We start from the raw sequence: 23,464 nt of genomic DNA on the forward strand, positions 1-23,464 counted from the left end.
CATGAGCGATACGTCGACTACTGCCTGCAAGCAGCCGCCGGGCGTGATCGTGCCGACTGTCGATCTGCGCCGCTGCGAGGGTAAGGGAGATTGCCTCGCAGTCTGCCCCGAGAAGGTATTCGAGATCCGGCGTATCGACGAGGCCGATTACCGCGGCCTCGGCGCGCTGCATCGTTTCAAGCTGCGCGTGCACGGCATGCAGGTCGCCTACACGCCGAACGCCGACGCATGCCGTTCGTGCGGACTGTGCGTGACGGCCTGCCCCGAGGGCGCGATCAAACTGACCAGGGCCAGCTGAACGCGCCTTCACGGAGGATTGCGGTCCTCGGCTCACGTCGCGCAGCTATTGCACTTACGTCGCCGACGCGAAGGCTGGCGATCAACTCGTCGTGATTTTCCGTTCTTGGCTCGAGCGCGAGGGTATTGCCGCGCCAGTCCGCCGCGACAGCGCTAGCGTGCCGAGGCTCTAGTGATTGCCCGTCAGTTGGACCATGAAGTCGACAAAAGCTCGGGTCTTTGCCGGCACATGGTGCCGGGATGGGTAGTAGACGTATAGCGGATACCGTTCGTCCGCCCATTCGGGCAAGAGATTGATCAATCGGCCGTCAGTAATCAGTGGCGCGGCACTGAGCAGCAACATCTGCGCAATTCCGGAACCGGCAAGGCAGGCGTTGAGCAGGGCACCCGGATCATTGACCGTGAGACGTCCCCGAGTGTCAACCACAATGCGTTTTCGCTTGCGATGGAATTCCCACGGGAACGGCTTGCCTGTCTCCGGATTGCGAAATTCAAGGCACCTGTGGCTTCGACTTTCAAGGTCCTCAGGTTTGGCTGGGCGCCCCCAGCGAGCAACGTACGAGGGCGACGCGACCGTCACGATGCGGGTATCGAGCAGCTTTCTCGCGATCAGGGTCGACGCTTTGGGCTCGCCGAATCGCACGGCGAGGTCGAAGCCGTCCATGACGAGGTCGCCTAGGCTATCTCGCGCGATGAACTCGATTTCGAGTTCGGGGTGCGCATCCATGAACGCATCGAGTTGTTGCCCGAGAATGGCCCGGTAGACCACCGGGTCCAGATTGACTCTGAGCTTTCCACGAACGGCGGAGGCGCCACCTGCTGCGACAGCGGCGGCTTCCTCCAGCCCGGCCAGATGGGGCATGACCTGCTCGTAAAAGCGGCGACCCTCTTCGGTCAGGGAGACGGAGCGCGTTGTGCGATTGAAGAGCCGGATGTTCAATCTTTTCTCGAGCCTCGCAATCGCCCGGCTGACACCTGGTGGCGTCATTCCGATTACTTCCGACGCGGCCGCAAACGTACCTGCATCCACTACGGCGGCGAACACGCTGATGCTGCCGGAAAGCTTCTCGCTACTGGGTCTCATCGTTGTTCGAGTCAATACAGGGTGACAGATCGCGGCCGATCAACCGAAGGCCAACGCTGTGCCGTGCGGCGGTGCCGGGCATCTCCTTCAGCATGCCGGATTAGTGACGTGTTGTCACTTATCTAATTCCATCCATGTCATTTTGTTTGGCCCGGTGTTTGTCCAGAATGCGTCTCACCGAGGGTCGGCGCTGCGTCACCCTTTGTATCCATACTTGGAGAACGAGCAATGTATGCAATAACAGGAATCACCGGCAAGGTCGGCGGCGCACTGGCTCGCGAACTGTTGGCCAAGGGTAGGCCGGTGCGAGCGGTCGTGCGCGATGCGACGCGCGCAGAGGCGTGGGCAGAGCGAGGTTGCGCGATCGCCACGGCTTTCATGGAAGATGCTTCGTCGCTCGCCGCCGCGTTCGAAGGCGCGACGGGCGTTTTCATCCTCCCGCCTTCGGAGTTCGATCCTCAGCCAGGGTTTCCTGAAGCGCGGAAGGTGATCGAGGCGGTGTCCACTGCGCTCCTGAAGGCGCGGCCCGAAAAGGTCGTTTGCCTGTCGACGATCGGTGCCCAGGCTGAGGAACTCAATCTGCTTACTCAACGCACGCTGATGGAGCATGCACTGCGCGAGATGCCGATGCCGGTGACGTTCCTGCGGCCGGGCTGGTTCATGGAGAACGCCGAATGGGATGTTGCGTCTGCAAGCGACGATGGCGTGATTGCAAGTTACCTGCAGCCGCTCGACAAGCCCGTGCCGATGGTCGCTACCGCGGATGTAGGCCGCGTTGCAGCCGAACTGCTTCAGCAGACGTGGCGTGGTGTGCGCGTCGTCGAACTTGAAGGTCCACGCCGGGTGAGTCCTAACGATCTCGCATTGGCGTTCGCCCGCACGTTGGGTCGTCCGGTACGTGCGGAAGTTGTCGAAAGGCGGACGTGGGAAACGCTGTTCCGCAGGCAGGGGATGAAGCATCCTCTACCCCGCATGCGGATGCTGGACGGCTTCAACGAAGGCTGGATCGATTTCGAAGGCCATTCTGATGAAGTTTTGTGCGGCCAGGTCGAACTTGAGGCGGTTCTGGGCGAGCTGTGTCGCGCCGAATCTGACCAAAGCCGATAGGGCACCGGCGACTTGTTTTCTGCTCTCCCCACATTGTTCGAATGGATCGACATTTCGTGTTGCACTGAAACGTCGATCGATGCGGCACCGCTAAAGTCGTCTCCACACCGGACTTAGCCTGAAAGACGCAACGGGACCGAGCCCGCTACCGAAGACAACCAAGTGGAGAAAAAATGATGCAAGACGTTGCAATCGAACTCGATGATCAGCCGGGCGCGTTGGCGAGGATGGGCGAAATTTTGGGGCAGGCGGACATCAGCATCGAAGGAGGCGGCGTGTGGATCGTGGATGGCGTAGGTGTTGCGCATTTCCTGTTTTCGGACGGGAAGGCTGCGCAGCTTGCACTCGAGAGCGCGGGCATTGCAGTGCGCGCCGTCAACGATGTTCTTGTGCAGCGGTTGCGCCAGGACGTGCCGGGACAGCTCGGAAAAATCGCACGACAGATGGCCGACGCGGAAGTTAATATCGAGGTGATGTACAGCGATCACGATCATCGATTGGTCCTCGTGGTCGACGACTATGCGAAGGGGCTGGCCGTCTCCGAAGCTTGGGAGCGCGAGCGCGCGGCCGCCACTCAGGTTGTCACCGCGGCGGGCATATGACGCGCCATAGATATGCGGTTACGGTCGATTGGACCGGCGCGCGTGGAGTCGGGACGCGAAGCTATACGTCCTACGGCCGCGACCACGTGATCACCGTAGCCGATAAGCCGACTATCGACGGCTCGAGCGACGCGGCTTTTCGGGGCGATGCGTCACGCCACAATCCCGAAGATTTGCTCGTCGCGAGCCTCTCGGCCTGCCATATGCTTTGGTATCTGCATGTGTGCTCGCAGCAGGGATTGATCGTGACGGGCTATCGCGACGACGCATCAGGCACGCTCGAGGTACGGCCCGATGGCGCGGGTGCATTCACGAACGTCACATTGAGGCCGCAGGTCGAGCTCGACGCATGCCACGACGAGGTCGACGCCGCGAAGGCGCACGAGCTACATCAACTCGCGCATCGCCATTGCTTCATTGCGAACTCGGTAAGGTTTGAGGTCGCCATCGAGCCGACTGTTCGGTGTGCTCGGATCAGCGGTTGGCGAACACCGGCTGATTCCTGACGCTCTCACGCTGCAGCATTCTCCCGTACCAGGCGTGAAGTGCCTCATACTCCTCAGGCACCGGCAGCTCCACCAGCATCGCAAAGATCAAACCACCGATGACAGTGATATCGGCCATCGAGAAAGCCTCGCCCGCGACATACGGTTGCCCTTGCAGAACAGCATCAAAGTAGCGCATGCCCCTCAGCGCTTTGTCGCGTTGACGGAACCCCCACTCGGGGTTTTGATATGTTTCCACAGTGGGGCCTAACCCCGGCGTGCCGTGATGGAAATAGACGCTGATGGCATCGAGCAGCTCCAACTCGGCGCGCTTGCTCATCATGTGGACGATGCCTTTTTCGCGCGGTGTGCTTCCCGTGAGCGTAGGTACGCCATCGAGCGCGTCGAGGTATTCGGTAATGGCAGTGCACTCGGCAATACAGGTCCCGTCATCGAGTTCAAGCACCGGCAGCGTGCCCGAATAGTTTTTGCCTGCGATGAACTCGGGCCTTTTATGCTCTCCCTTGTAAAGGTCAACCATCGCGAACTCGACGCGCGATTGCAGCCCTTTTTCGGCCAGGGCGATACGCACGCGCGTTGGATAGGGCCCTGTCGGGAAGTCATAGACCTTCATCACTGGCAGTGACGCTGCATTGAAATTGGCGGTATGGGAAGTCATGCGGGCGCTCAGTAGAGTCAGTTGGTTGCATCGGATCGGGCAACGCGAAGACACGTCACCCGCATCTACCTAACGTTCGTTAGGTTAACCATATAAGGTACAATGCGCGGTGTCAACACCCGTTTCCTGTTTGCGGAGGCTGAAGCAGTGAGGAATGACGCGAGCTCGAACTCGAGAGAGAGAATCCTGGTAGCCGCGACGAGGCTCGCGCAGACACACGGCTACGGCGGGTTGAATTATCGTGATCTCGCGGACGAGGTGGGTATCAAGGCCGCGAGCATCTACCATCACTTCGAGAGCAAGGCCGATCTCGGCGCAGCGGTAGCGAGGCGTTACTGGGAAGAGTCAGCGGCGGCTCTGGATGACATGCTGGCTAAATCGCACGATCCGCTGCACTGCCTGCGTCACTATCCAGATACATTCCGCAAGGCGCTCGAGACCGGCAATCGCATATGCCTTTGCAGCTTCATGGCCGCCGAAACCGACGACCTCCCGGAAGTGGTGATGAAAGAAGTCCGGACCTTCGCCGACGTCAATGTGGCGTGGCTCAGCAAGGTTCTATCCGCGGCGGCAGTAGTCGGCTCGCGGGAGAGCAAACACCGGGCTCGAGCGATCTTTGCCGCGATCGCCGGCGCTCAGCTCATCGCAAGGAGCCGTTCCGATCTCTCCCTCTATGACGCACTGATCGACAACTATCGAAAAGCGGGCCTCTTGCCCGCGTAGCAGTGAAGCACCAATTCAGAATGCTGCGCGACCCCTTCTGCCAGGCGTGATGCGTGACTGCGCTCGGTCCTTGCGATGACTTCAAAGCCGAGTTCGACAAGCTGGTGGACCGCATAGACGCGGCCCGAGACGGCAACGTCGCCGATTTTCTCAAGCAGCCGACTTCGTTGCGGCGTACTCGTCGCCGACCATCATCTTGACCACCGATTCGCCATCGGTTTCGGAAACACGTTTTTCTCCGACCGCCTCACCGCGCCGTAGCACGACGATCCGGTCCGACACACTGAAAATATCGTGCAAATTATGCGAAATCAGGATGACGGAGACGCCTTTCTTCTTGAGCCCAAGGATCAGTTCCATCACTTTTCTCTGCTCGGGCACGCCCAGAGCGGCCGTGGGCTCGTCCATGATCAAGACTCGTGCGTTCCAGTAAATCGCGCGTCCGATGGCGATGGCTTGGCGCTGTCCGCCCGAGAGCATCTTGACGGGCCCGTAGATCTTCTTTTCCGGTATCACGATGTCGAGCTGGTCCAGCACCTCGCGCGCCACTGCGGCCATGCGCGGCCGATCGATCGTGCTTACGCCAAACCGTCGGTTCAACGGCTCACGCCCCAGGAAGATGTTGCTGCCGACGTCGAGATTGTCGGCAAGCGCAAGATCCTGGTAGATCGTCTCGATGCCCTTCGCACGCGCGTCATGCGGATCGTGCATATCGAGTGGTTCGCCATCAAAATAGACTTGGCCTTCGCTGGGCTGATAAACGCCTGAGATGATCTTGATCAATGTCGACTTGCCCGCACCGTTGTCCCCGCACAGTGCGACCACCTCACCCGGATAGACCTCCATCGACACCTTCTTGAGCGCCTCGACGCCGCCGAAGCGAATCGACACATTCCGTACTTCAAGTAGCGGTTGGCTCATGATTAAACTCCGAGACGTTCCTTATACTGGTCGATCAGCACCGAGACAATGATGACGACGCCCACCGCAATGAATTGCCAGAACGCGTCGACGTTGATGAATACGAGCCCGAACTCGATCACGGCGATGATGAGCGCGCCGATTAACGTACCGATCAGATTGCCGGTGCCGCCGAACAAGCTTGCACCGCCGATCACCACAGCGGCGATGGAGTTAAGCAACATCGGTTCCCCGGCGGTGGCCGAGCCTGCGGAGAATCTCGCCGTGTAGACGATGCCCCCGACCGCAGCGAAGGCCGCTGAAAGCATGTAAATCACAATCAGATGCCGACGCACATTGATGCCTGCGCGAGCGGCCGACTGTTCGTTGCCGCCGACCGCATAGGTGTATTGGCCGAAGCGGGTACGAGACAGAATGAAGTGCATCAAACCCAACAACACGCCTGTGACGATCACCGGGTTCCAGCCCGAGCCAAGCCATTGCAGTCCCGGGTTATCAACCGATACCGTCATACCGCTGCCGGCGGCGAGAAACCCAACGCCGCGGGCGATGCCATACATGCCCAGTGTTCCGATAAACGCGGGTACCCGATAGCGTGCAACAAGAACGCCGTTAATCGCACCGGGAATGACGGAGACGGCAATCGTTAGCGGAACCGAAAGGCAAAGCGACCAAGCCGATGCCCCGCCAAGCAGCGTGAACTGTGCCGCGCACACGGCGGCGAGGCCCATCACGAAGCCGACCGACAGATCGATGCCGGCGGTGACGATCACGAACGTCTGCCCAATTGCGAGAAGCATCGGTGCGCTCGCGGCGAGCGCGATCGACTGCAAGTTGTAGGCATTGACGAGAAACGATCTGTGCTGGGTGACTTGTGACCAGACTTCAAAGAAGAGACAGAGCGCCGCGAGAAAGAGCCAAGGCCAGAAGCGCCCGACAAGATCTGCATAATCGACCCTCGCCGTCCACGGTAAGCGCGTTACGGATTGCAGGCCCGGAAGTGAAGGGGACTTTTGCATTGCAATGTCTCCGAATGCCTCAGTGCAAACACCGGACAGCGGTTTCGGGCCGCCGCCGGCGAATATCAGTTGGAATAGATGAATTGCTTGACGTTGGGATTGTCGATGTTCGACTTATCCATAACGACGAAGCCCGTGTCTTTTTCCTTCGGGATCGGTTTGCCACGGATCGCGTCGACCGCGTACTTGACGCCGTAGTAACCCATGTCGGCTGGCCGTTGCGCGATGGCATAGTCGACAAGGCCACTCTTCAAGTCTTTGTCGATGCCCGGCACGGCGTCGAACACGATGAGCTTCACCTTGCCGCTTTTTCCCGCCATCTGCAATGCCTGCGAAACGCCCTTGCCTGAGAAGGTATTCGTTCCAAACACGCCTGAAAGTCCAGGCTCCCGTGCCAACACCCCCGACACATCGGAGACCGCCTTGTTCGCGTCGTCTTCGCTGTAGAGCGTCGGCAGAACCTTGATCTTCGGGTACTTTTTCATTTCCTCCTGGAAGCCCCGCACGCGTGCATCGGTACTCGACACGCCCGGCTTCAGGCTTTCGCAGAAGACGACGCCTTTCTCGCCGATCGCCTTTGCCAGCGTTCGGGCCGCGATGCGTCCGCCTTCCTCGTTGTCAGACGCGATGAATGAGCGCGGAAAATCCGCGTTTCCGCTACCGGTCTGATACCGGCCGGTACCGATGAAGGTGTCCACAGTGATGACCTTGATTCCCGCATTCTTCGCCTCTGTCAGCGGTTCGATCAGTTGCTGCGCGTCGACAGGCGAAATCAGGATCGCATCGGGGTGCTTGGCGATGAACGCCTTGAGGATGGGCACCTGCTCGGTCGTATTCCAACTTTTCGGCAACTGAAACAGCAGTTGAACACCGTCTTCGGCCGCTGCCTTTTGCGCGCCGTGGTACATCGTGAAGTAGAAGGGGTCAACCACGCCCGGCAACAGGGCGACAACGGGGTGGTCCTTCGTCGCATACGCGGAAGGAGAGGCGATGACCGAAAGCATGAGGGCGCCGAATACGGCGCCCAGCGCGCGACGGCGCATACGCAAAAAACGAACTGGAATCGAAGGCTTTTTGGCCATCACTGTCTCCTGTGAATGCGTTTCCGAAGAGGTGCTGCGTGCTAGGGGTCGCAGCTAAACGTTTAGCGAAACGTTTCGCCCACTGTAGGAAGCGTTGCAGTACATGTCAATCAACCGTCGGGTAAACATGGAGACTGTTGCTCTAATCGACCCCTGTTCGCACGTGGTTTTCGCGAGTTTTCGGTAAAAACCCGGATGTCTATGGACCCGCTCACTTGCTATAAAAGGCCCATCGAAACGTTTCGCTAAACGTTTCGCCGACAACGCAACGCAACGCCGAATGGAGACGCGACCTCATGTACACGAAACAAGCGATACGGGAGCTCGGAGTCAGCGACGCGCTCACGAGTGACCAGTTGCGAGACCTGGACGAAAAAGGCTACTTCCTCGTCGAGGATCTTCTGAGCCCGGACGAATGTCGCTCGATGGCCAGGGAATTCGAGCGACTCCATCAAATCGAGCGCCTGACAGGGGGGCATGAAGTGCACGTTGAGCCCGGTGCACGTCGCATATCGAATATCTTCAATAAGAGCCCGGCGTTCGATCAATGCCTGGAGCTTCAGCCGGTGTTGGCCGCGGCGCACCACCTACTCGGCGAGATCAAGGTGCATGGAGCCAACTTGCGGGATCCGATAAAAGGGTTCGGCCATCAACAGCTGCACGTTGACGTGCCCAAGTATTTCGCTGACGACTGGTGGGTGGTCAACGCCATCGTTCTCTTTGACGACATGACGCTGGAAAACGGACCGACCCGAGTCGTGCCGGGTTCCCATAAATGGGCGCCGATCAATGTGCCCGTCGTCAACCAAGGCGACTGGGAGCCGGGGCCCATTTCGGAAGAGGACCGCGAGCGAATTCCCGCGGACCTCGACGCGCCCTATCCGGGTGAAGTTCATCTGACTGGTCGCGCAGGCAGCGTGTTCGTCATGAACGCGTCAGGCTGGCACAGCGGCACGCTGAAAAAGAACGATGCGAACCGCCGCGTGCTGCATCTGACGTACACTCGACGGGATCTTCCCCAACAACTCGTCCAGATTGACCACCTGACGTCTCAGCTCTATGAGCGCATGCCGCCGGCGCATCGGTTCCTGCTCGAGATTGAGCCAACCCGTACCCCGGATGGCGTTCTTCGGCAGCCGAAGCGCGAGCACGCCGGATGGTGGAACTGAACGAGTGAGAAGCCCAGCGCACCACTTCGTGGAACAAGAATCATGGCAACAATGAAGGATGTGGCACGCCTCGCGGAAGTTAGCGTGGCGACCGTCTCGGCGGTCTTGTCCGGCTCGACATATGTGAGCCCGGATCTGACGGCGCGTGTTCGCTCCGCAGTCAAGACGTTGGGATATGCCCCGAATACGATCGCGAGCAGCCTGAAGAAAGGCACAACCAAGCTTCTAGGCCTTGTCGTGCCGGATATCACGAACCCGTTCTTCACCGAGTTGGTCCACTGTATCCAGAAACGCGCGCATGCGCTGGGCTACTCAGTCCTCTTGTTCGACAGCGATCGGGATTTCGAACAGGAGCGTGCCTACTTGCGCATGCTGCGCGCGCATCTGGCCGTCGGCACAATCCTTTGTGCTTCGGCACCTGAACGGTCGTATGACGAGCTCCGCTCCGACTCCGGCTTTATGCCGATCGTGGTAGTCGACCATGTGGTGCTCTCCAATGAGTGGGACTCGGTCGCGCTCGACAACATGGGCGCCGCACGCCTTGCTGTCGAACATATTCTGAAATTCGGTCACAAGCGCATTGCCATCATCGCCGGGCCTACTTATCTCGTGCCCGGTCGCGACCGCTTGCGCGGCTTCGAGCATGCGCTGGCAGCCGCAAACGTGCCGGTCGTGCCCGAGTATGTTCGTCAAGGCGCATTCGGCGAGCCGGAAGCCTACCAAGCCGCGCTTGAGCTCATGGATCTGCCGGAGCCGCCGTCCGCTATTTTTGTTGCCAACAACCAGATGCTGATCGGCACAATGCGAGCACTGGCTGAAAAGCGCGTTGCTTGTCCTGAGGACGTATCGGTTACCGCAATTGACGATTTTCCATGGGCAAGCGCGTTTTCCCCTGCGCTGACGACCGTACGCCAGCCGGTCGACTCGATGGCCCAAGCCGCTCTCCGGATGCTGATCGAGCGCATCAATGGAGACGACCGCAGCCCCCGACACATGGTCTTTTCGCCAGAGCTCGTCGTCCGTCAGTCATGTAAAAGTCCACCCTCGAGGGGCGATTCGGTGGCCGGTTCGGCAAGCCCGATGGTCTCTGTAACCGCGGGCCAGTAATCGCGGAAAAAGTCGCGCTCTAAAAATGCCAGCGCCGCCGAGCAGTTGCTCGCGGAAAGGAATACATAGTGGAAAGCCAAATAGAAGCGGTGCAGCCCACAAGCGGCGTCACGATTCCCGGACCGATCGGGTTTGGGGGTGCGCCTCTGGGCAATTTGTTTTCGCCCGTATCCGAAGAGCTCGCGGCGCAGACGATATCCGCGGCATGGAAAAGCGGCGTCCGGTATTTCGACACCGCGCCGTTTTACGGCACGGGGCTCTCGGAACGACGCCTGGGCCAAATACTCCGCGAATTGCCGAGGCAGGAGTTCGTGCTGTCCACTAAGGTTGGCCGAATCCTCGTTCCGGACGATTCAGTGCCGTCTGCCCAGAATGGCTATGTCTTCGGTCTGCCTTTCCGCGTCGAGTACGACTATTCATCGGACGGCGCATATCGCTCCATCGAGGACAGCCTCGAGCGCCTCGGTATGGATCGGATCGATGTTGTCTATATCCACGATGTCGCGGAAGACACGCATGGCCCCGATTGGGAAACGCAGTATCGCACCGCAATGGACGGCGCGGCGCGAGCGCTCTCCGACCTGCGCGCGCAGGGCGTGATCGGATCATGGGGTTTGGGCGTCAACCGAGTGGAACCCTGCATCAGGGCGCTGATTGATTCGGACCCGGATGTGTTCCTGCTTGCTGGTCGATATACGTTGCTCGATACATCGGCGCTGGACAGCTTGATTCCCGCATGCGAACAGCGCGGAGCAAAACTGGTAGTCGGCGGCCCCTACAACTCGGGACTTCTCGCAGGGGGTACGACGTTCGAATATTCGACGGCGCCCGTTGAAATGGTCGAAAAGGCTGCTCTGATCGGAGCGCGCTGTGCTCAGTTCGGCGTAAGCCTAAAGGCCGCAGCGTTGCAGTTTTGCAGCGCCCCGGAGGCAGTTTGCGCTGTCATCGCCGGCGCACGGAACCCGGACGAGGTTTGCGAAAACGTGAAAGAGATGTCAGCGCAGATTCCAGCCGACCTCTGGCGGATGCTGAAGACTGACGGGCTGATTCCGGCACACGCGCCGGAGCCCATTCGTTGATAGCGCCTCGGGGCGCGAGCTTAACGGCTACCCAGCAGCGCGCGGACATGTCATTGCACCGGCAAGCGGTAGGACCAGGGGATGATGAGGGGGCTAGTCCCGGCTTGCCGAGATGGAAATAGACGCTGATGGCGCCACCATTCGAGTGCGCTGCTACGAAAAATAGGCCGGGTGGTCAAGATCGGCGATTAGCCCGGGTTGTTGCGGCTTCCAGCGAAGCAGGGACCGGGTTCGCTCGCTCGACGCCGGCATGTCCATCGTTGCGAACCTGAACCAGCCGAAATGCTCTGCTGCCTCTTCAGGCGACTTCGAAACGACGGGGACGTTCAGGCGTCGGCCGATCACTTCGGCGATTGCCTTGAACGGTACGCCCTCTTCGGCGATGGCATGGAAGGGGCCCGCTTGCGCGCCGCGTTCGAGCGACAGCCGGAAGACTCGCGCCGCGTCGAGGCGATGCACCGCGGCCCAGCGATTAGAACCATCGCCGACATAGACGGAGACGCCTTTTTCCCGTGCGAGGTCGATCAGCCTCGGCACGAAGCCGTGATCGCCATGACCATGCACCGACGGGGGGAGGCGCACCGCCGACGCGCGCACCCCGCGCGCCGCCAGTGCGATGGCGGCCTCTTCGGAGGCGCGAGGCCATGCGGGATCGATACCCTGCACCATGTCCTCGGTCACGAGACGACCCGGCGCCAGCAGCCCGGTGCCGCTCGTCACGAGCAACGGACGGTCCGAACCTTCGAGCACGCCGCCGATCGTCTCGATGGCGAGCTTGTCGACCAAGCAGTTCTCCGCGAACTTCGAGAAATCGTGATTGAAGCCCGTGTGGATCACGCCGTCCGCAGCCGCGGCGCCGCGACGCAGGATGTCGAGGTCTTCCAGCGTGCCGCGCAGGACTTCGGCGCCTGTGGCGGCCAGGGCTGCCGCCTTCTCTTCCGAACGGCAAAGGCCGATCACCTGATGGCCAGCGGCGATGAGGTCGTTCACGACGGCCGAGCCAACCCAGCCGGTTGCACCGGTAACAAACACACGCATGATCAAAATCTCCTTCTGGAATTGCGGAAATAAGTTGCCCACGCTGAAAATGGCGATAAACAGCGATGGGAACAGGTTCGAAAGATGGAAAGCAACCGATCGAAAGTAGACCGGGGCTAACTCTCGGCTCATAATCGATCCGGGTAAAGAAGTTAACTTATACGGGTGTAGTTCCTAACCGGATGAGCGGACCAGCCACGAACGACAACGCCCTTGGGGCCTATTTGAAGGATCGCCGCACGAGGCTCGATCCTGCTGCCTTCGGGATTGCCGGCGGTCGGCGACGCACGCCCGGTTTGCGTCGTGAGGAAGTGGCCCAGCGGGCCAACATCAGCGTGACGTGGTACACCTGGCTCGAACGCGGGCGCGGCGGACCGCCGTCCGCCGCGGTGCTGGACCGGATCGCGAGCGCGCTGATGCTGACGGATGCCGAGCGCGAGCATCTTTTCCTGCTTGCCTTGGGGCGACCGCCGGAAGTCCGTTATCAGGAAACCGAAAGCATTTCCCCACGCATTCAGCGTGTCCTCGACGCGCTGGTCTATAGCCCGGCCTACGTGAAGACGCTGACGTGGGATCTCGTTGCCTGGAATCACGCCGCAGGGGTTGTTTTCAACTACGACGAGCTGGACCCGTCACAGCGCAATATCCTGCGGCGCATCTTCTGCGATCCGCGGGTCCGAGACTTTCAATCCGACTGGGACAGCGTTGCTCGGCTGCTGGTGTCGGTCTTCCGGGCCGATGCGGCACGCGCGGCAGCGACCGACGCGGCTGCGAGCGTGGCGGCGCTGGTAGAGGAGCTTAGCCGAGCCAGTCCAGAGTTCGCGATGCTATGGAAGACCCATGACGTTCGCTCTTTCGGTGAAGGCACTAAACAACTGTTGCATCCACAGGGCGGACCGCTCGTGTTCGAGCATTCGTCTTTCGTCATCGATGGCCGTCCCGACCTCAGCATGGTCATCTATTCCCCTGCGACGCCCGCGGACACCGACGTGGTCCGCTCGCTCATCGAAAAGCGTCAAAAGGCGTCCCGCTGACCGGCCCAGCGGAAAACCCTATCAGACCTTGCAACCGACTGTACCGGCCAGCGTTCGGCCGTGATTCCCCAAAGGCTGCGGTCAACGGCCTCGTGACCCGCGGTGCCAGCGCACTCAAGACGAAAAGTTTCCTATGGCAGCATGGCCTGGAAAGACCGCACCACATCGGCGTTGAATTGTTTATGAAACGCCGCCCGGTCGAAGCCCGGCAGGCTGTTGCAGATTTCCGGCCGCATCCGGGAAAGACGCGCATCGCACGGTGGCAGGAAGTCATAGTGACCCGCGTTGGCAACCACGTGATATTCGGGTGCATGGGGCAAATCAGCGCGTACCGGCTCGTCATAGTAGGGATGCGGCTGATGCCGATCGTCGGCCGCGCTCCAGAGCTGGACGGGGGCGCGAACGCCGCTTAGCCCTGCGCGGCCGAAAGTAAATCCGAACGAAGGTGCAGCGATGACGAGGGCCTTGATGCGCGGATCGTGAACCCAGGCGCCGGCGGGAACATTCGCGGCGAAATGGAGGTCGACGCGAGCCTGCTGCAGGGCCCCACACAGATCGTGATCCGGGTGCACCTCACAAAACGGGGCGATTTTCGAAACGTCCGGGATACCGCCCGCGGCCACGAGCACGGTGAAGCCGCCGTTGGAAAAGCCAAACGCGCCGATGCGGGCGGCATCCAGCCGCTTGTGCCAACGCCACTCGTCGAGCATATAGTCAACCAGCCGGCGAAGCTGGGCGGGACGGCGCCAAAGTTGCAAGACCCGGCTCTGGTCGTCGAAAGTGTCACCGGCGTGACTGACCGCTGCCGCGACGAAGCCCGCGTGAGCCAACGCGAGAGCCGTGTCGTAATGGCCGCTGTACCAGCCTCCGCCGCCGTGTGACATCACCACCAGGGGCAGGTGATTGCCCGCGATCGGCGCGTCCAGCGCTACGGTCTGGGTGAAAGTGTCCGACGAGTGCAAAGTCGCCGGCGCATTAGTCGGAAACCAGATGCCGGCCGTGAGCGGTGGCTCGGCACCGTTCGGTATTTTGACCTCCGCAAAGCCGACATCGGCTGCGAAGACAGGCGCGGCAATCAGGCCCAAAAGGGCGGTGAGAATGGCCATCAACCCCATGATCGTCTCGGTTGTTGTCGTCGCTCAGACCGAACGGTACTAAGTACAGGACTGCTTCGATCTCATTCTCATATCAAAGGATCAGCGTGACTGCAACTTGAATCCTTCGCCGCCGATACCTGCCCGGTCCACCGCCGCAATGCGGTTGCGCCCGTGCTCCTTGGCCTGATAGAGCTGCGCATCGGTGAGATTGATGAACGCAGTGAGGTCGATACCTTCATTCGGCGCAACGGTGCCCACTCCGAAGCTCGCTGTGACTCGCTGACCGTGCGGCGAGCGCAGATGGGCGATGGCTTCATCCCCAATCAGCTTGCGGCAACGCTCCGCGACGCGCATGGCCTCATCGGCATCGGTCTCCGCGAGTACGAGCAGGAATTCCTCGCCGCCATAGCGGCCCAGGAACGCGTTTGGACCCGCAGCTTCGCCGAGCACGCGTGCGATGCGCTTAAGACATTCGTCGCCCTGCACGTGACCGTAATAGTCGTTGTACGACTTGAAGAAATCGATGTCGATCATGACGAGCGAAAGCGGCTTGCCTGATGCCGCCGCGCTCGCCCATTCGCGCTCGATGAGCGTATCGAGCATGCGGCGGTTGCCGACGCCCGTCAAACTGTCAGACAGCGACAGGCGTTCCAGTTCGCGCTGGAGCTCCGCGAGCCGTTCCTCTGTGCGCTTGCGTTCGCTAATGTCGAACATGAAACCGATCAGTGCCTCGACGTCGCCGTTCTCTTTGCGCACGACGTGGACAACGTCGCGAATCCATACGTAGCCGCCGTCGGCCGTCAGTGCGCGATAGTCCGCTTCGTGGTCAGTGCCCGCCTGCGACTGCGCGACGCAAAAATTAACCACGGATTCTCGATCGTCCGGGTGCATGCGCGCGGCCCAGTCCTCGACCGTTTTCCAAGTGGACGGCGCATAGCCGAGCAGCGCTTCGATCTGCGGGCCGATATAGGCGAACTGCATCGTCGCCCAGTCGATCTTCCAGGGGATCGCTCGGGTGGATTCGAGCAGCGTGCGATAAACGGCAGGGTTGTCCTCCCCTGGCACGCGCTCAGACGGTACAAGGCTGTCCTGGTGGCGCAGGAATACGGCCTGAAGTGAACTGCCGGCCAAATCTTTGTCTTCGTGGCTCATCGTGATTGTCCAATAACGCGTAAGTGCGTTATCGGCCGGTCGCAGCGGCGCCTTGAACGCGGCACGGAAAATCGGTCGCCAAAACCTGATACTGCGCGGCTTGCCGACCATCGGATCGAGCAGTTCCTCGCACAGTTGAACTCGCGTTCGGCATTCGCTCGGCATGGCTGCGCTGCGCCGGGTGAGTGCGATGCAGGAATCGGTAGTTTTTACGTTTCCCGCAACGCTGCCATCGCACTCCGCGCTACCTGCCTATACTCATATGGCAGGATGAATGCTGAATGGCTTTTTCAGCAGCAAGCCACTTTGCGTGTCTTGCGCGCGTCGTTGCAACGCCTTTCGAAGCCAAATCCGCAAGACGCTGTTCGATCGAGGCCATCGTTGTGCAGCAATCCGTGGAGGGAGCCACAGACATGAGCGGCACCTACAACCCCTTACTGGTTTTTGTCTCCTTCGTTGTCGCATTCCTTGCTTCGTATACCGCCATCGAACTGTCCAGCCGAATCTCGTTGTTACCACAGGCACGGGGACGGACAAGCTGGCTAGTGGGTGGCGCCATTGCAATGGGAATCGGCATCTGGTCAATGCACTTCATTGGCATGCTGGCTTTCGCGCTACCAATCCCAGTTGGATACGATCTTTCCACCACGGCGGCTTCGCTCCTGATCGCGGTGTTGGCTTCATTGGTGGCGTTGATCACGGTCACTCGGGGAACGCTCTCCCGCGCCCGCCTCGGTGCCGCGGGCACTCTCATGGGGCTGGGGATCGCCGGCATGCACTACACGGGCATGTCGGCGATGGAGATGTCTCCGCCGATTCACTACACGTTCTCGATCCTGATGGCGTCGGTTGCCATTGCAATAGCAGCGTCGATCGCCGCGCTGTGGATTGCCTTCACGCTGCGGACGCCCGAGCAGCAAAACCTCACCTTCAAGCGTCTCGGCTCGGCGATGATCATGGGACTGGCAATCACCGGCATGCACTATACCGGCATGGACGCGGCGAATTTTCAGGCGGGAAGTATCTGTCTCGCTGCGAACAAGCTCGATGCGAACTGGTTGGCACTGCTGGTTTCAACGAGTTCATTCACCGTGCTGATCGGAACGCTGGTCTTCCTGGGGCTTAATACCAGCAACTTGTCCCGCTCGCTCACGCGAGCAAACGACGAGTTGCGTCAAAGGGGCGCCGAACTCCAGGAGAGCGAAAAGCGCTTCCGGGCTACGTTCGAGCAGGCGGCCGTCGGCATTGCGCATGTCGGACCGGATGGCCGCTGGCTGCGCGTGAACCAGAAGCTGTGCGACATCGTCGGCTACACACGCGAAGAGCTGCTCACGATGACTTTCCAGGACATCACGCACCCCGACGACCTGGACGCCGACCTCGCGCACCTGCATCAGATGCTCGACGGACAGATCGATACGTACACGATGGAAAAGCGCTACTTCAAGAAAGACGGCAGCGAGGTGTGGATCGCGCTGACCGTTGCGTTGATGCGTGACGACGCCAACAGCCCGGACTATTTCATTTCCGTGGTCGCGGACATCACCGAGCGCAAGCGGGCCGAGGAGCGCTTCCGTCTGGTCGTCGAAGCCGCGCCCAACGCGATGATCATGGTGAACCGTGACGGCCGGATCGTGCTGGTGAACTTGCAGACGGAGAAGGTGTTCGGTTACCCGCGCGATGAACTGGTCGGGCAACGCATCGACGTACTCGTGCCGGAGCGCTTGCGGCACGGCCATTCCGACTACCGCGCCGCGTTCTTTGGGGACCCGAAAAGTCGCCTTATGGGGGCGGGGCGCCATCTCTATGGTCGGCGTCGCGATGGCACGGAGGTGCCCGTGGAGATCGGCCTGAATCCGATCGAGATGGCCGAGGGCATGTTTGTCCTCGCGGCTATCGTGGACATTACGGAACGCAGGCGCGCAGAAGAGGCACTGCGCCAGCGAACGGAGGAGCTGGGCCGCTCCAATCGGGATCTCGAGCAATTCGCCTACGTCGCATCGCATGACCTGCAGGAGCCATTGCGGGCGATCGCCGGACCGTTGCAGTTGTTGCGGCGGCGCTTCCAGGGACAGCTCGACGCGCGGGCCGACGAGTACATCGGGCACGCGGTCGATGGCGCCGGTAGAATGCAGGCGCTGATTGACGATTTACTTGCGTTTTCGCGTGTCGGAAGGTCCGAGGAGTCCTGGCAGCGCATAGACTGCGCGCGCGAGCTGGATAAAGCACTGCGGAACCTGAGCGTGGCGATCGAGGAAAGCGGCGCGCAGATCACCCATCAGGAGCTGCCGACGGTACGCGCGCTATCCGGGCAGCTCACGCTGCTGTTCCAGAATCTGGTGGGCAACGCGATCAAGTTCCGCAGCAAGGAGCGCCCCGTGCAAATCCATGTGGGTGCCGAAACGCGCGATGAGACGTGGCTGTTCCGGGTAGCAGACAACGGTATCGGAATCGACCCGCAGCATTTCGAACGCATCTTCCTGATCTTCCAGCGTCTGCATACCCGTCGCGACTATCCGGGCACGGGCATCGGACTCGCGCTATGCAAGCGCATCGTCGAACACCATGGCGGCCGCATGTGGGTCGAGTCCGAGCCCGGCGCGGGCACTACGTTTTTCTTCACCCTGCGCCGGACGGCCAGCGATGATCACCAATAGCAGAACACCCCAAACGTCGACCCCGCGGCGATCTTCCACTGCCGCCATCCGGCTAAGGCGATTGAACTGAGTTTTTTGCCGCCCAGATCCCCCGTATGAGCCGTGCAACGTCACGTCTTTCCGCGCCGTCGTCAACGGCTACCGAGCGGGCATTGAGCGCGACCTTGCGTAGCCTTGATGGTTGCGTGTGCCAGCAGGGGATTGCGAGGACGCGTCGACTGTCTCTTGTTCATCCGAATGGCAGGCCAGGCGCCCACAGCTCCCGTAAACCCATTCATTGCAATGGCAACAGCAGCGACCTGGAGAGAAGTCGGAATATCGTGAATCGAAACTGCGCCGATGATCAGCGCGACAGGGGGAACCATGGCCGGCAGTACCGCCGCACGCGAGGCCCCCAACATGCTTACCGACTTGGCATATGCGTACACCGTCAATAGCGCGGCGACAATACCCTGTAATGCCGCGGTCGCGGTAAACCAACCAAGACTGACATGGGGAAGTTGTCCGTGCCCGGCGATGAGATACACCGGAAGATACGCGAAGCCAGATATCACATTCACCGCGGCTACCGACGAAAGAGGATCCGCATTCCAACGCTTGAGCATGAATGTGTACGCGGTCCAGAGAAAGCCAGCCGCGACAAACAGCAGATCTCCGATCCATGCCTTCGGCATCGGGTGGTCGCCGCCACCTTGAAGCATCAGCCATAGCAAGCCAGCACCCATAACCGCTGCGCCGACCCAACGTTGAGCGGCAACACGCTCTTTCAATACGAAGTGGCCAACCATCAGGCCGCCGAGCATTGCCACAGCGGGCACCATAATGGCAGTGTGCGAGAGCGGCGCAAAAGGCATTGCCACGTTAACAAGCTGTCCAAAAACAGGTCCTGCTGCAAACGCGAGAAGGATCGCTCGCGGCCAGCCAAGACCTCCCGCGTTCCTGAGCCCGGCGCGCAAGAGCAACGGAATGCAGAAGAGGCCAGAGACGCCGTACCGCATCATAGTGAGGTCAGTGGGCATAAAGCCATGATTGAGGGCGGCCTTTGAACTCACGTTGAAAATGGCCCAACCCAAAACCGCCAACACGCCATAGACAGCGCCCGAGCGCATCGTACCGCTGGTGGGAGTGCCTCTTGATCCATCGGCCGTTGCGTCGGCCGTGGCTTTGTTTTCTGTGTTAAACATTTCGACCTCCAGTTGGTTTCAGAAGAAAGGTGCTTCTTGAATCAATTCTGGACAATCGGTCACTGAATTTCCAATCGTAAATTGTCACGCTAGTGATGCTTTATTAGCATCGCAACGAGGGATGGCGTTCGCCGACTATCTCTTTATGGCGCGCTTATTTGAAATTCCAGGCGAAGCGATCGCCATCGTAATCAACGGTGCCTGCGGAGGGGCCAGCGAAGTGTGGTGTGAACACTGAGGCACCGGTTTGTGCTGCACGTTCAAGCACCCATCGACGTGATCGGTTTGCACCGTCCCGATCGGCACAGAACATGGAGCTCCAGTCCGGGTGGTAGGCCTGAATCGGGTGGTGCCAGACGTCACCGGTGAACAGCGCGCGTTCGCCTGCCGACTCGATTTCAATCGACATGTGTCCAACACTGTGGCCCGGTGTCGGATGAAATCGAATGCCCGGCAAATATTCTCCACCTTCCGCACCGATTTCTTCGGCCAACCCCGCTTCGATCACGGGAAGCACACTGTCCTCAAAAACCATTCTGCGCTTTTCCCCCGCGGGTGTCGCGAAAAATTCTCGTTCGCGTGTCGCAAACACGTAGCGCGCGTTCGGGAACGTCGGCACCCATTTGCCGTCCACAAGGTGCGTGTTCCAGCCGACATGATCGACATGTAGGTGAGTGAGCAGAACCAGATCGACATCTTCGGGTTTCACACCGGCAAGTGCGAGGCGCTCAAGGTACGGGGTGTTCAGCTGATGGAAAATGGCGCTAAATGGGCGGTCCTTATGGTTTCCACTGGCCGTGTCCACGAGGATGATTCGCCCACCGCTTCGCACGACCCACGTGTGAACGCTCAACAGGAAATTCTCCTCGGCAGCATCGAGATGATCGCCAGCAAGCCAGCTTCGATGCTCGTCAATTGTGGCCGGGTCGAAGTCCGGAAATAGCAGGCCAGTCTTGAGCGAAAATAGTTGTTCCGTGACTTTCGTAACGGTTGCGTCGCCGACGCGATAAATTGGATGCGTGTCGTTCATGATCCGACTCCGAAAGAGGGGTTTGGCGGGCGATTTCGACCACTCTTGCGTGCCGCGCAACGCGCCCGCTGGTTGATGATGGCGCCGGCTCTGTCAGGGCGGCTTTCACGTTCGATGAAGCCGCCGTCGTGCCGGCATGTATCCACTATTGCCGAAAATTGCGGAATACTCCAATGCCGATTGACCGCTCAAGCGATGCCGCGCAGGCATCGCTCGAGCGGTGAGGCGATGTCTGTTACGTAATGACGTTGGGGTGAGCACCGCCCAGTCGCTCTAAGCGGCTTCGTAACCGCTTGCAAGCGGTAGAGGACGGGGTAGTCGGTTAATCAACGTAATGGCGGCACCGGCGATTAGCAGCAAGGCCATCACATACATGCCGGCCTGCAAGCTACCAGTGGCAGACTTCACAGTACCGATGATGACGGGACTGAAAAAGCCTCCGAGCACGCCTACCACGTTGATGAACGCGATCCCGCCAGGCGCGGATGCCCCTTTCAGATAGTCAGCGGGGATCGCCCAAAGCACGGTATAAGAAGCCCAGATCATTGCAGTGGCGATGGCAATGGAAGCTATCGAGACCAAGACACTGCTGGTGTACGCCGTGGCGACTAGTAGCGTGGCTGCGGCGACAACACTGCAAATCGCGCTATGCAAGCGTCGCTCGCTACGACGATCCGAACTGCGCGAGACTGCATACATAGCAACAAGCGACGCTATGTATGGCACCGCCGACCACATGCCAATTTCGAGCGTACCCGAGATACCCGCTGCTTTGATGATCGTCGGCAACCAGAAGCTCACAGTGTAGATTCCACAAATGACGCAGAAGTTGCTGAACGCAATACCCAGTACGCGGGGGTCGGCCACTGCCTTGAGCAATGCACGATGCGCACCTGACACTTCGGGCGAGGCAGCCAGTTCGTTATTGAGCGCTGCCCTTTCACTGGAAGTCAGCCAATGCGCGTCATCGATGCGGTCAGTAAGGAAATACCAGGCCACCACGCCCAAAGCGGTACAAGGCAGCCCCTCGACGAGGAACATCCATTGCCAGCCGGCGAGGCCATGCGCGCCGGCGAGTGCCGTCATTGCCCAACTCGACACCGGTCCGCCCACGATACCGCCGATTGGACCGGCAGCCATTACGATCGCCATTGTCCGGGCCATCCGTGCTGGGGGATACCAATACGTAAGGTATAGAATCATGCCAGGCGCGAACCCGGCTTCGAATACACCCAGCAGAAAGCGTAGCGCGTAGAACGAGCGTGCGTCATAGACGAACATCATGGAGGCGGAGACAAGTCCCCATAACACCATAATTCGAGCGATGGTGCGCCGTGCACCTATTCGAGGCAGGAGCAGGTTGCTTGGAATCTCGAACAGCACGTACCCAATGAAGAAGACGCCAGCGCCAAGCCCATAGACCGCGTCGGACAGACCGAGGTTGCTCTGCATCTGCAACTTGGCAAAACCGATGTTGATGCGGTCTAGAAACGCTAGCATGTAGCACAGCGTGAGGAACGGTAGCAAACGCAGAGAAACCTTGCGATAGATGCCGTCAAGGAATTGCGGATCCGAAGAGATTGGCGCTGACATTCTGTTCTCCTAATTATCTGAGCGTCGTGTCGGACGCGAGGAGCACCAGACAGTCGCCAGGTTCAACGCCGGCAAACGACCGAATGCAAACTGCAATGCCATCGCCCGAGAAATTCAGCTCGAGTGGTGCAGACCACGGCGCATGCGGGTTGAAGACACGGCCGGCAAGCTGCCCCTTCACGACGCGATCGCCGAGTTTGACCGTCGGCTCAAATACGCCCATCGCTGGGGAGAAGACATAGTGCTTTTTTCCTTCCACCTGAAGATACCGTGTATCGAAGCGCGGAGCCGGAGCGGCGTCATCTCGCACAATCCCGGTAGCTCTCAGAAGTCTCGCAAGGCCTTCTTCGACAATGGCCAGACCATCCGGATTGCACGTGCCATAGCCACCGAATTCACCGCAAAGGAAGAGCTTGCCCTGGCGCTCGACCGCAGCGCCGTAGGTGCGATCCTCACCCAGCAGATCCATCACCATGGCATGTGGCGCGGCGAACGATTTCACGAGGCGCAGATATTCTTCGCGCGTCACGCCATCCTGCGGCGGGTAAATAAGCAGCGTCGGCATATGGTTGAATGACTGACCGCCCGCATGGATGTCGAAGATGATGTCAGCACGCGGGAACAATTCGGTGTCGACGTAGTGGGCGATCATCTCGGTAATCGTGCCATCGCGCTTGCCCGGAAAGACTCGGTTCATGTTCGCGTGGTCGATTGGTGACGTACGCTTTCCAGCGAGAAAAGCTGGAAAGTTGAGACCGGGGACGACGATAATGCGGCCGTTGATTGCGGTCTGCGAGAGGTGTTGCAGAAGCTTCATCAGCGCGATAGGACCTTCGTACTCGTCGCCATGGTTGCCGCCAGTCAGCAGCAGGGTCGGGCCGTCGCCATTCTTCAATACGGCGATCGGAATTGGGATATGACCATAGGCTGAACGATCGACTGAATGCGGCACGCGGAGCATGCCGGTATGGAAGCCGTCCTGGTCGAACTCAATGTCAGCGGTAATGCGGGGTTTTTGCGCGTCCATGATGGATTGCCTTGATCGTTTGATCGTTGAATGAAAGCCGGTGTCGTCGCCGTGCTGTGAAAATGATCGGCAACCAAAACGCACCATTCCAATGCCGTTTGCTGCGCAAGGTGATGCTCAGAGGACATCGCCGCAACCAGCGGGCGATCGCGGGAGATATTCGGGGCTTGCGCTAGCTGGATTGCGGGTAAACGCTGACGTGCAAGCGAGGGGATACGGCGCGTCCTCTGACGCGACCGAAGCGACCGGGATGTCGCCGTCCGGCGCTTTGATGGCGCGGACGTGGCGACGTAAGGAC

General features: G+C 60.0%; 22 protein-coding genes and 1 pseudogene. 11 read left to right on the top strand and 12 right to left on the bottom strand.

Annotation, left to right across the window (positions count from 1 at the left end; translation table 11 throughout):
* Position 1 precedes the first annotated feature (1 nt).
* Entirely contained in the window at positions 2–298 is a 297-nt protein-coding gene (locus AB4Y31_RS24130) for a 4Fe-4S dicluster domain-containing protein (protein WP_368676179.1), read from the top strand.
* Between the two features lie 22 nt (positions 299–320).
* Positions 321–470, top strand: a pseudogene (locus AB4Y31_RS24135) (transcriptional regulator); the annotation flags it as partial.
* Here the strand turns inward: AB4Y31_RS24135 and AB4Y31_RS24140 are convergent.
* Positions 467–1,381, bottom strand: coding sequence for a LysR family transcriptional regulator (locus AB4Y31_RS24140; RefSeq protein WP_368676180.1), 915 nt, complete (start codon positions 1,379–1,381; stop codon positions 467–469). The pseudogene AB4Y31_RS24135 and the gene AB4Y31_RS24140 sit on opposite strands and share 4 nt — an antisense overlap.
* 228 nt (positions 1,382–1,609) lie before the next feature.
* Here AB4Y31_RS24140 and AB4Y31_RS24145 point away from each other — a divergent pair, with 228 nt between their 5' ends.
* The 3 genes from AB4Y31_RS24145 to AB4Y31_RS24155 all read left to right on the top strand — a co-directional run bounded on the left by AB4Y31_RS24145 (position 1,610) and on the right by AB4Y31_RS24155 (position 3,596).
* The gene (locus tag AB4Y31_RS24145) at positions 1,610–2,488 is read left to right on the top strand and encodes an NmrA family NAD(P)-binding protein (protein WP_368676181.1); all 879 of its coding nucleotides are present in this window, start codon (positions 1,610–1,612) and stop codon (positions 2,486–2,488) included.
* Positions 2,489–2,661: 173 nt separating this feature from the next.
* The gene (locus AB4Y31_RS24150) at positions 2,662–3,090 is read left to right on the top strand and encodes an amino acid-binding protein (RefSeq protein ID WP_368676182.1); all 429 of its coding nucleotides are present in this window, start codon (positions 2,662–2,664) and stop codon (positions 3,088–3,090) included.
* Positions 3,087–3,596: an OsmC family protein gene (locus AB4Y31_RS24155; protein WP_368676183.1), complete on the top strand. Its 510-nt coding sequence runs from the start codon at positions 3,087–3,089 to the stop codon at positions 3,594–3,596. Before AB4Y31_RS24150 ends, AB4Y31_RS24155 begins: the two co-directional genes overlap by 4 nt.
* Here the strand turns inward: AB4Y31_RS24155 and AB4Y31_RS24160 are convergent.
* On the bottom strand, positions 3,565–4,254 hold the full coding sequence (locus AB4Y31_RS24160; protein ID WP_368676184.1) for a glutathione S-transferase: 690 nt from the start codon (positions 4,252–4,254) through the stop codon (positions 3,565–3,567). The two genes, AB4Y31_RS24155 and AB4Y31_RS24160, sit on opposite strands and share 32 nt — an antisense overlap.
* A 147-nt stretch (positions 4,255–4,401) precedes the next feature.
* Here AB4Y31_RS24160 and AB4Y31_RS24165 point away from each other — a divergent pair, with 147 nt between their 5' ends.
* Positions 4,402–4,977, top strand: coding sequence for a TetR/AcrR family transcriptional regulator (locus AB4Y31_RS24165; protein ID WP_368676185.1), 576 nt, complete (start codon positions 4,402–4,404; stop codon positions 4,975–4,977).
* 150 nt (positions 4,978–5,127) lie between these two features.
* Here the strand turns inward: AB4Y31_RS24165 and AB4Y31_RS24170 are convergent, their stop codons facing one another.
* From AB4Y31_RS24170 to AB4Y31_RS24180, 3 genes are all read right to left on the bottom strand, one after another.
* The gene (locus tag AB4Y31_RS24170) at positions 5,128–5,898 is read right to left on the bottom strand and encodes an ATP-binding cassette domain-containing protein (RefSeq protein WP_368676186.1); all 771 of its coding nucleotides are present in this window, start codon (positions 5,896–5,898) and stop codon (positions 5,128–5,130) included.
* Positions 5,899–5,900: 2 nt separating this feature from the next.
* Positions 5,901–6,917 carry a ribose ABC transporter gene (locus AB4Y31_RS24175; protein ID WP_368676187.1) on the bottom strand — a complete coding sequence of 339 codons (1,017 nt, stop codon included), beginning with the start codon at positions 6,915–6,917 and terminating at the stop codon, positions 5,901–5,903.
* Positions 6,918–6,982: 65 nt separating this feature from the next.
* Entirely contained in the window at positions 6,983–7,999 is a 1,017-nt protein-coding gene (locus AB4Y31_RS24180; protein WP_368676188.1) for an ABC transporter substrate-binding protein, read from the bottom strand.
* Positions 8,000–8,355: 356 nt separating this feature from the next.
* Here AB4Y31_RS24180 and AB4Y31_RS24185 point away from each other — a divergent pair, with 356 nt between their 5' ends.
* The 3 genes from AB4Y31_RS24185 to AB4Y31_RS24195 all read left to right on the top strand — a co-directional run bounded on the left by AB4Y31_RS24185 (position 8,356) and on the right by AB4Y31_RS24195 (position 11,354).
* Positions 8,356–9,168: a phytanoyl-CoA dioxygenase family protein gene (locus tag AB4Y31_RS24185; RefSeq protein ID WP_368676189.1), complete on the top strand. Its 813-nt coding sequence runs from the start codon at positions 8,356–8,358 to the stop codon at positions 9,166–9,168.
* 51 nt (positions 9,169–9,219) lie between these two features.
* Positions 9,220–10,275, top strand: coding sequence for a LacI family DNA-binding transcriptional regulator (locus tag AB4Y31_RS24190; RefSeq protein WP_368676583.1), 1,056 nt, complete (start codon positions 9,220–9,222; stop codon positions 10,273–10,275).
* Positions 10,276–10,343: 68 nt separating this feature from the next.
* A complete protein-coding gene (locus AB4Y31_RS24195; RefSeq protein WP_368676190.1) occupies positions 10,344–11,354 on the top strand; it encodes an aldo/keto reductase in 1,011 nt (336 codons plus the stop codon).
* A gap of 153 nt (positions 11,355–11,507) precedes the next feature.
* On the opposite strand, the gene AB4Y31_RS24200 is transcribed toward AB4Y31_RS24195, so the two are convergent.
* The gene (locus AB4Y31_RS24200) at positions 11,508–12,392 is read right to left on the bottom strand and encodes an SDR family oxidoreductase (protein WP_368676191.1); all 885 of its coding nucleotides are present in this window, start codon (positions 12,390–12,392) and stop codon (positions 11,508–11,510) included.
* A gap of 182 nt (positions 12,393–12,574) precedes the next feature.
* On the opposite strand from AB4Y31_RS24200, the gene AB4Y31_RS24205 reads away from it, so the two are divergent.
* Positions 12,575–13,426 carry a helix-turn-helix transcriptional regulator gene (locus AB4Y31_RS24205; RefSeq protein ID WP_368676192.1) on the top strand — a complete coding sequence of 284 codons (852 nt, stop codon included), beginning with the start codon at positions 12,575–12,577 and terminating at the stop codon, positions 13,424–13,426.
* A gap of 131 nt (positions 13,427–13,557) precedes the next feature.
* On the opposite strand, the gene AB4Y31_RS24210 is transcribed toward AB4Y31_RS24205, so the two are convergent.
* Together AB4Y31_RS24210 and AB4Y31_RS24215 are read right to left on the bottom strand one after the other, a co-directional pair.
* The gene (locus AB4Y31_RS24210) at positions 13,558–14,541 is read right to left on the bottom strand and encodes an alpha/beta hydrolase family protein (RefSeq protein WP_368676193.1); all 984 of its coding nucleotides are present in this window, start codon (positions 14,539–14,541) and stop codon (positions 13,558–13,560) included.
* Positions 14,542–14,622: 81 nt separating this feature from the next.
* On the bottom strand, positions 14,623–15,675 hold the full coding sequence (locus AB4Y31_RS24215; protein ID WP_368676194.1) for a diguanylate cyclase: 1,053 nt from the start codon (positions 15,673–15,675) through the stop codon (positions 14,623–14,625).
* Positions 15,676–16,088: 413 nt separating this feature from the next.
* Here AB4Y31_RS24215 and AB4Y31_RS24220 point away from each other — a divergent pair, with 413 nt between their 5' ends.
* Positions 16,089–18,332: a PAS domain S-box protein gene (locus AB4Y31_RS24220; protein ID WP_368676195.1), complete on the top strand. Its 2,244-nt coding sequence runs from the start codon at positions 16,089–16,091 to the stop codon at positions 18,330–18,332.
* A 131-nt stretch (positions 18,333–18,463) separates the two neighbouring features.
* Here AB4Y31_RS24220 and AB4Y31_RS24225 read toward each other — a convergent pair whose 3' ends face one another.
* The 4 genes from AB4Y31_RS24225 to AB4Y31_RS24240 form a co-directional block, all read right to left on the bottom strand.
* Positions 18,464–19,516, bottom strand: a complete 1,053-nt coding sequence (locus AB4Y31_RS24225) for a DMT family transporter (RefSeq protein ID WP_368676196.1) — start codon at positions 19,514–19,516, stop codon at positions 18,464–18,466.
* A gap of 154 nt (positions 19,517–19,670) precedes the next feature.
* Positions 19,671–20,546 (bottom strand): MBL fold metallo-hydrolase, encoded by an 876-nt coding sequence (locus AB4Y31_RS24230; protein WP_368676197.1) that lies wholly within the window; start codon positions 20,544–20,546, stop codon positions 19,671–19,673.
* 273 nt (positions 20,547–20,819) lie between these two features.
* Positions 20,820–22,139 carry an MFS transporter gene (locus tag AB4Y31_RS24235; RefSeq protein ID WP_368676198.1) on the bottom strand — a complete coding sequence of 440 codons (1,320 nt, stop codon included), beginning with the start codon at positions 22,137–22,139 and terminating at the stop codon, positions 20,820–20,822.
* Between the two features lie 13 nt (positions 22,140–22,152).
* A complete protein-coding gene (locus AB4Y31_RS24240; protein WP_368676199.1) occupies positions 22,153–23,166 on the bottom strand; it encodes a succinylglutamate desuccinylase/aspartoacylase family protein in 1,014 nt (337 codons plus the stop codon).
* Between the last annotated feature and the right edge of the window lie 298 nt (positions 23,167–23,464).

Source organism: Trinickia sp. EG282A (assembly GCF_040965455.1).
GTDB lineage: Bacteria > Pseudomonadota > Gammaproteobacteria > Burkholderiales > Burkholderiaceae > Trinickia > Trinickia symbiotica.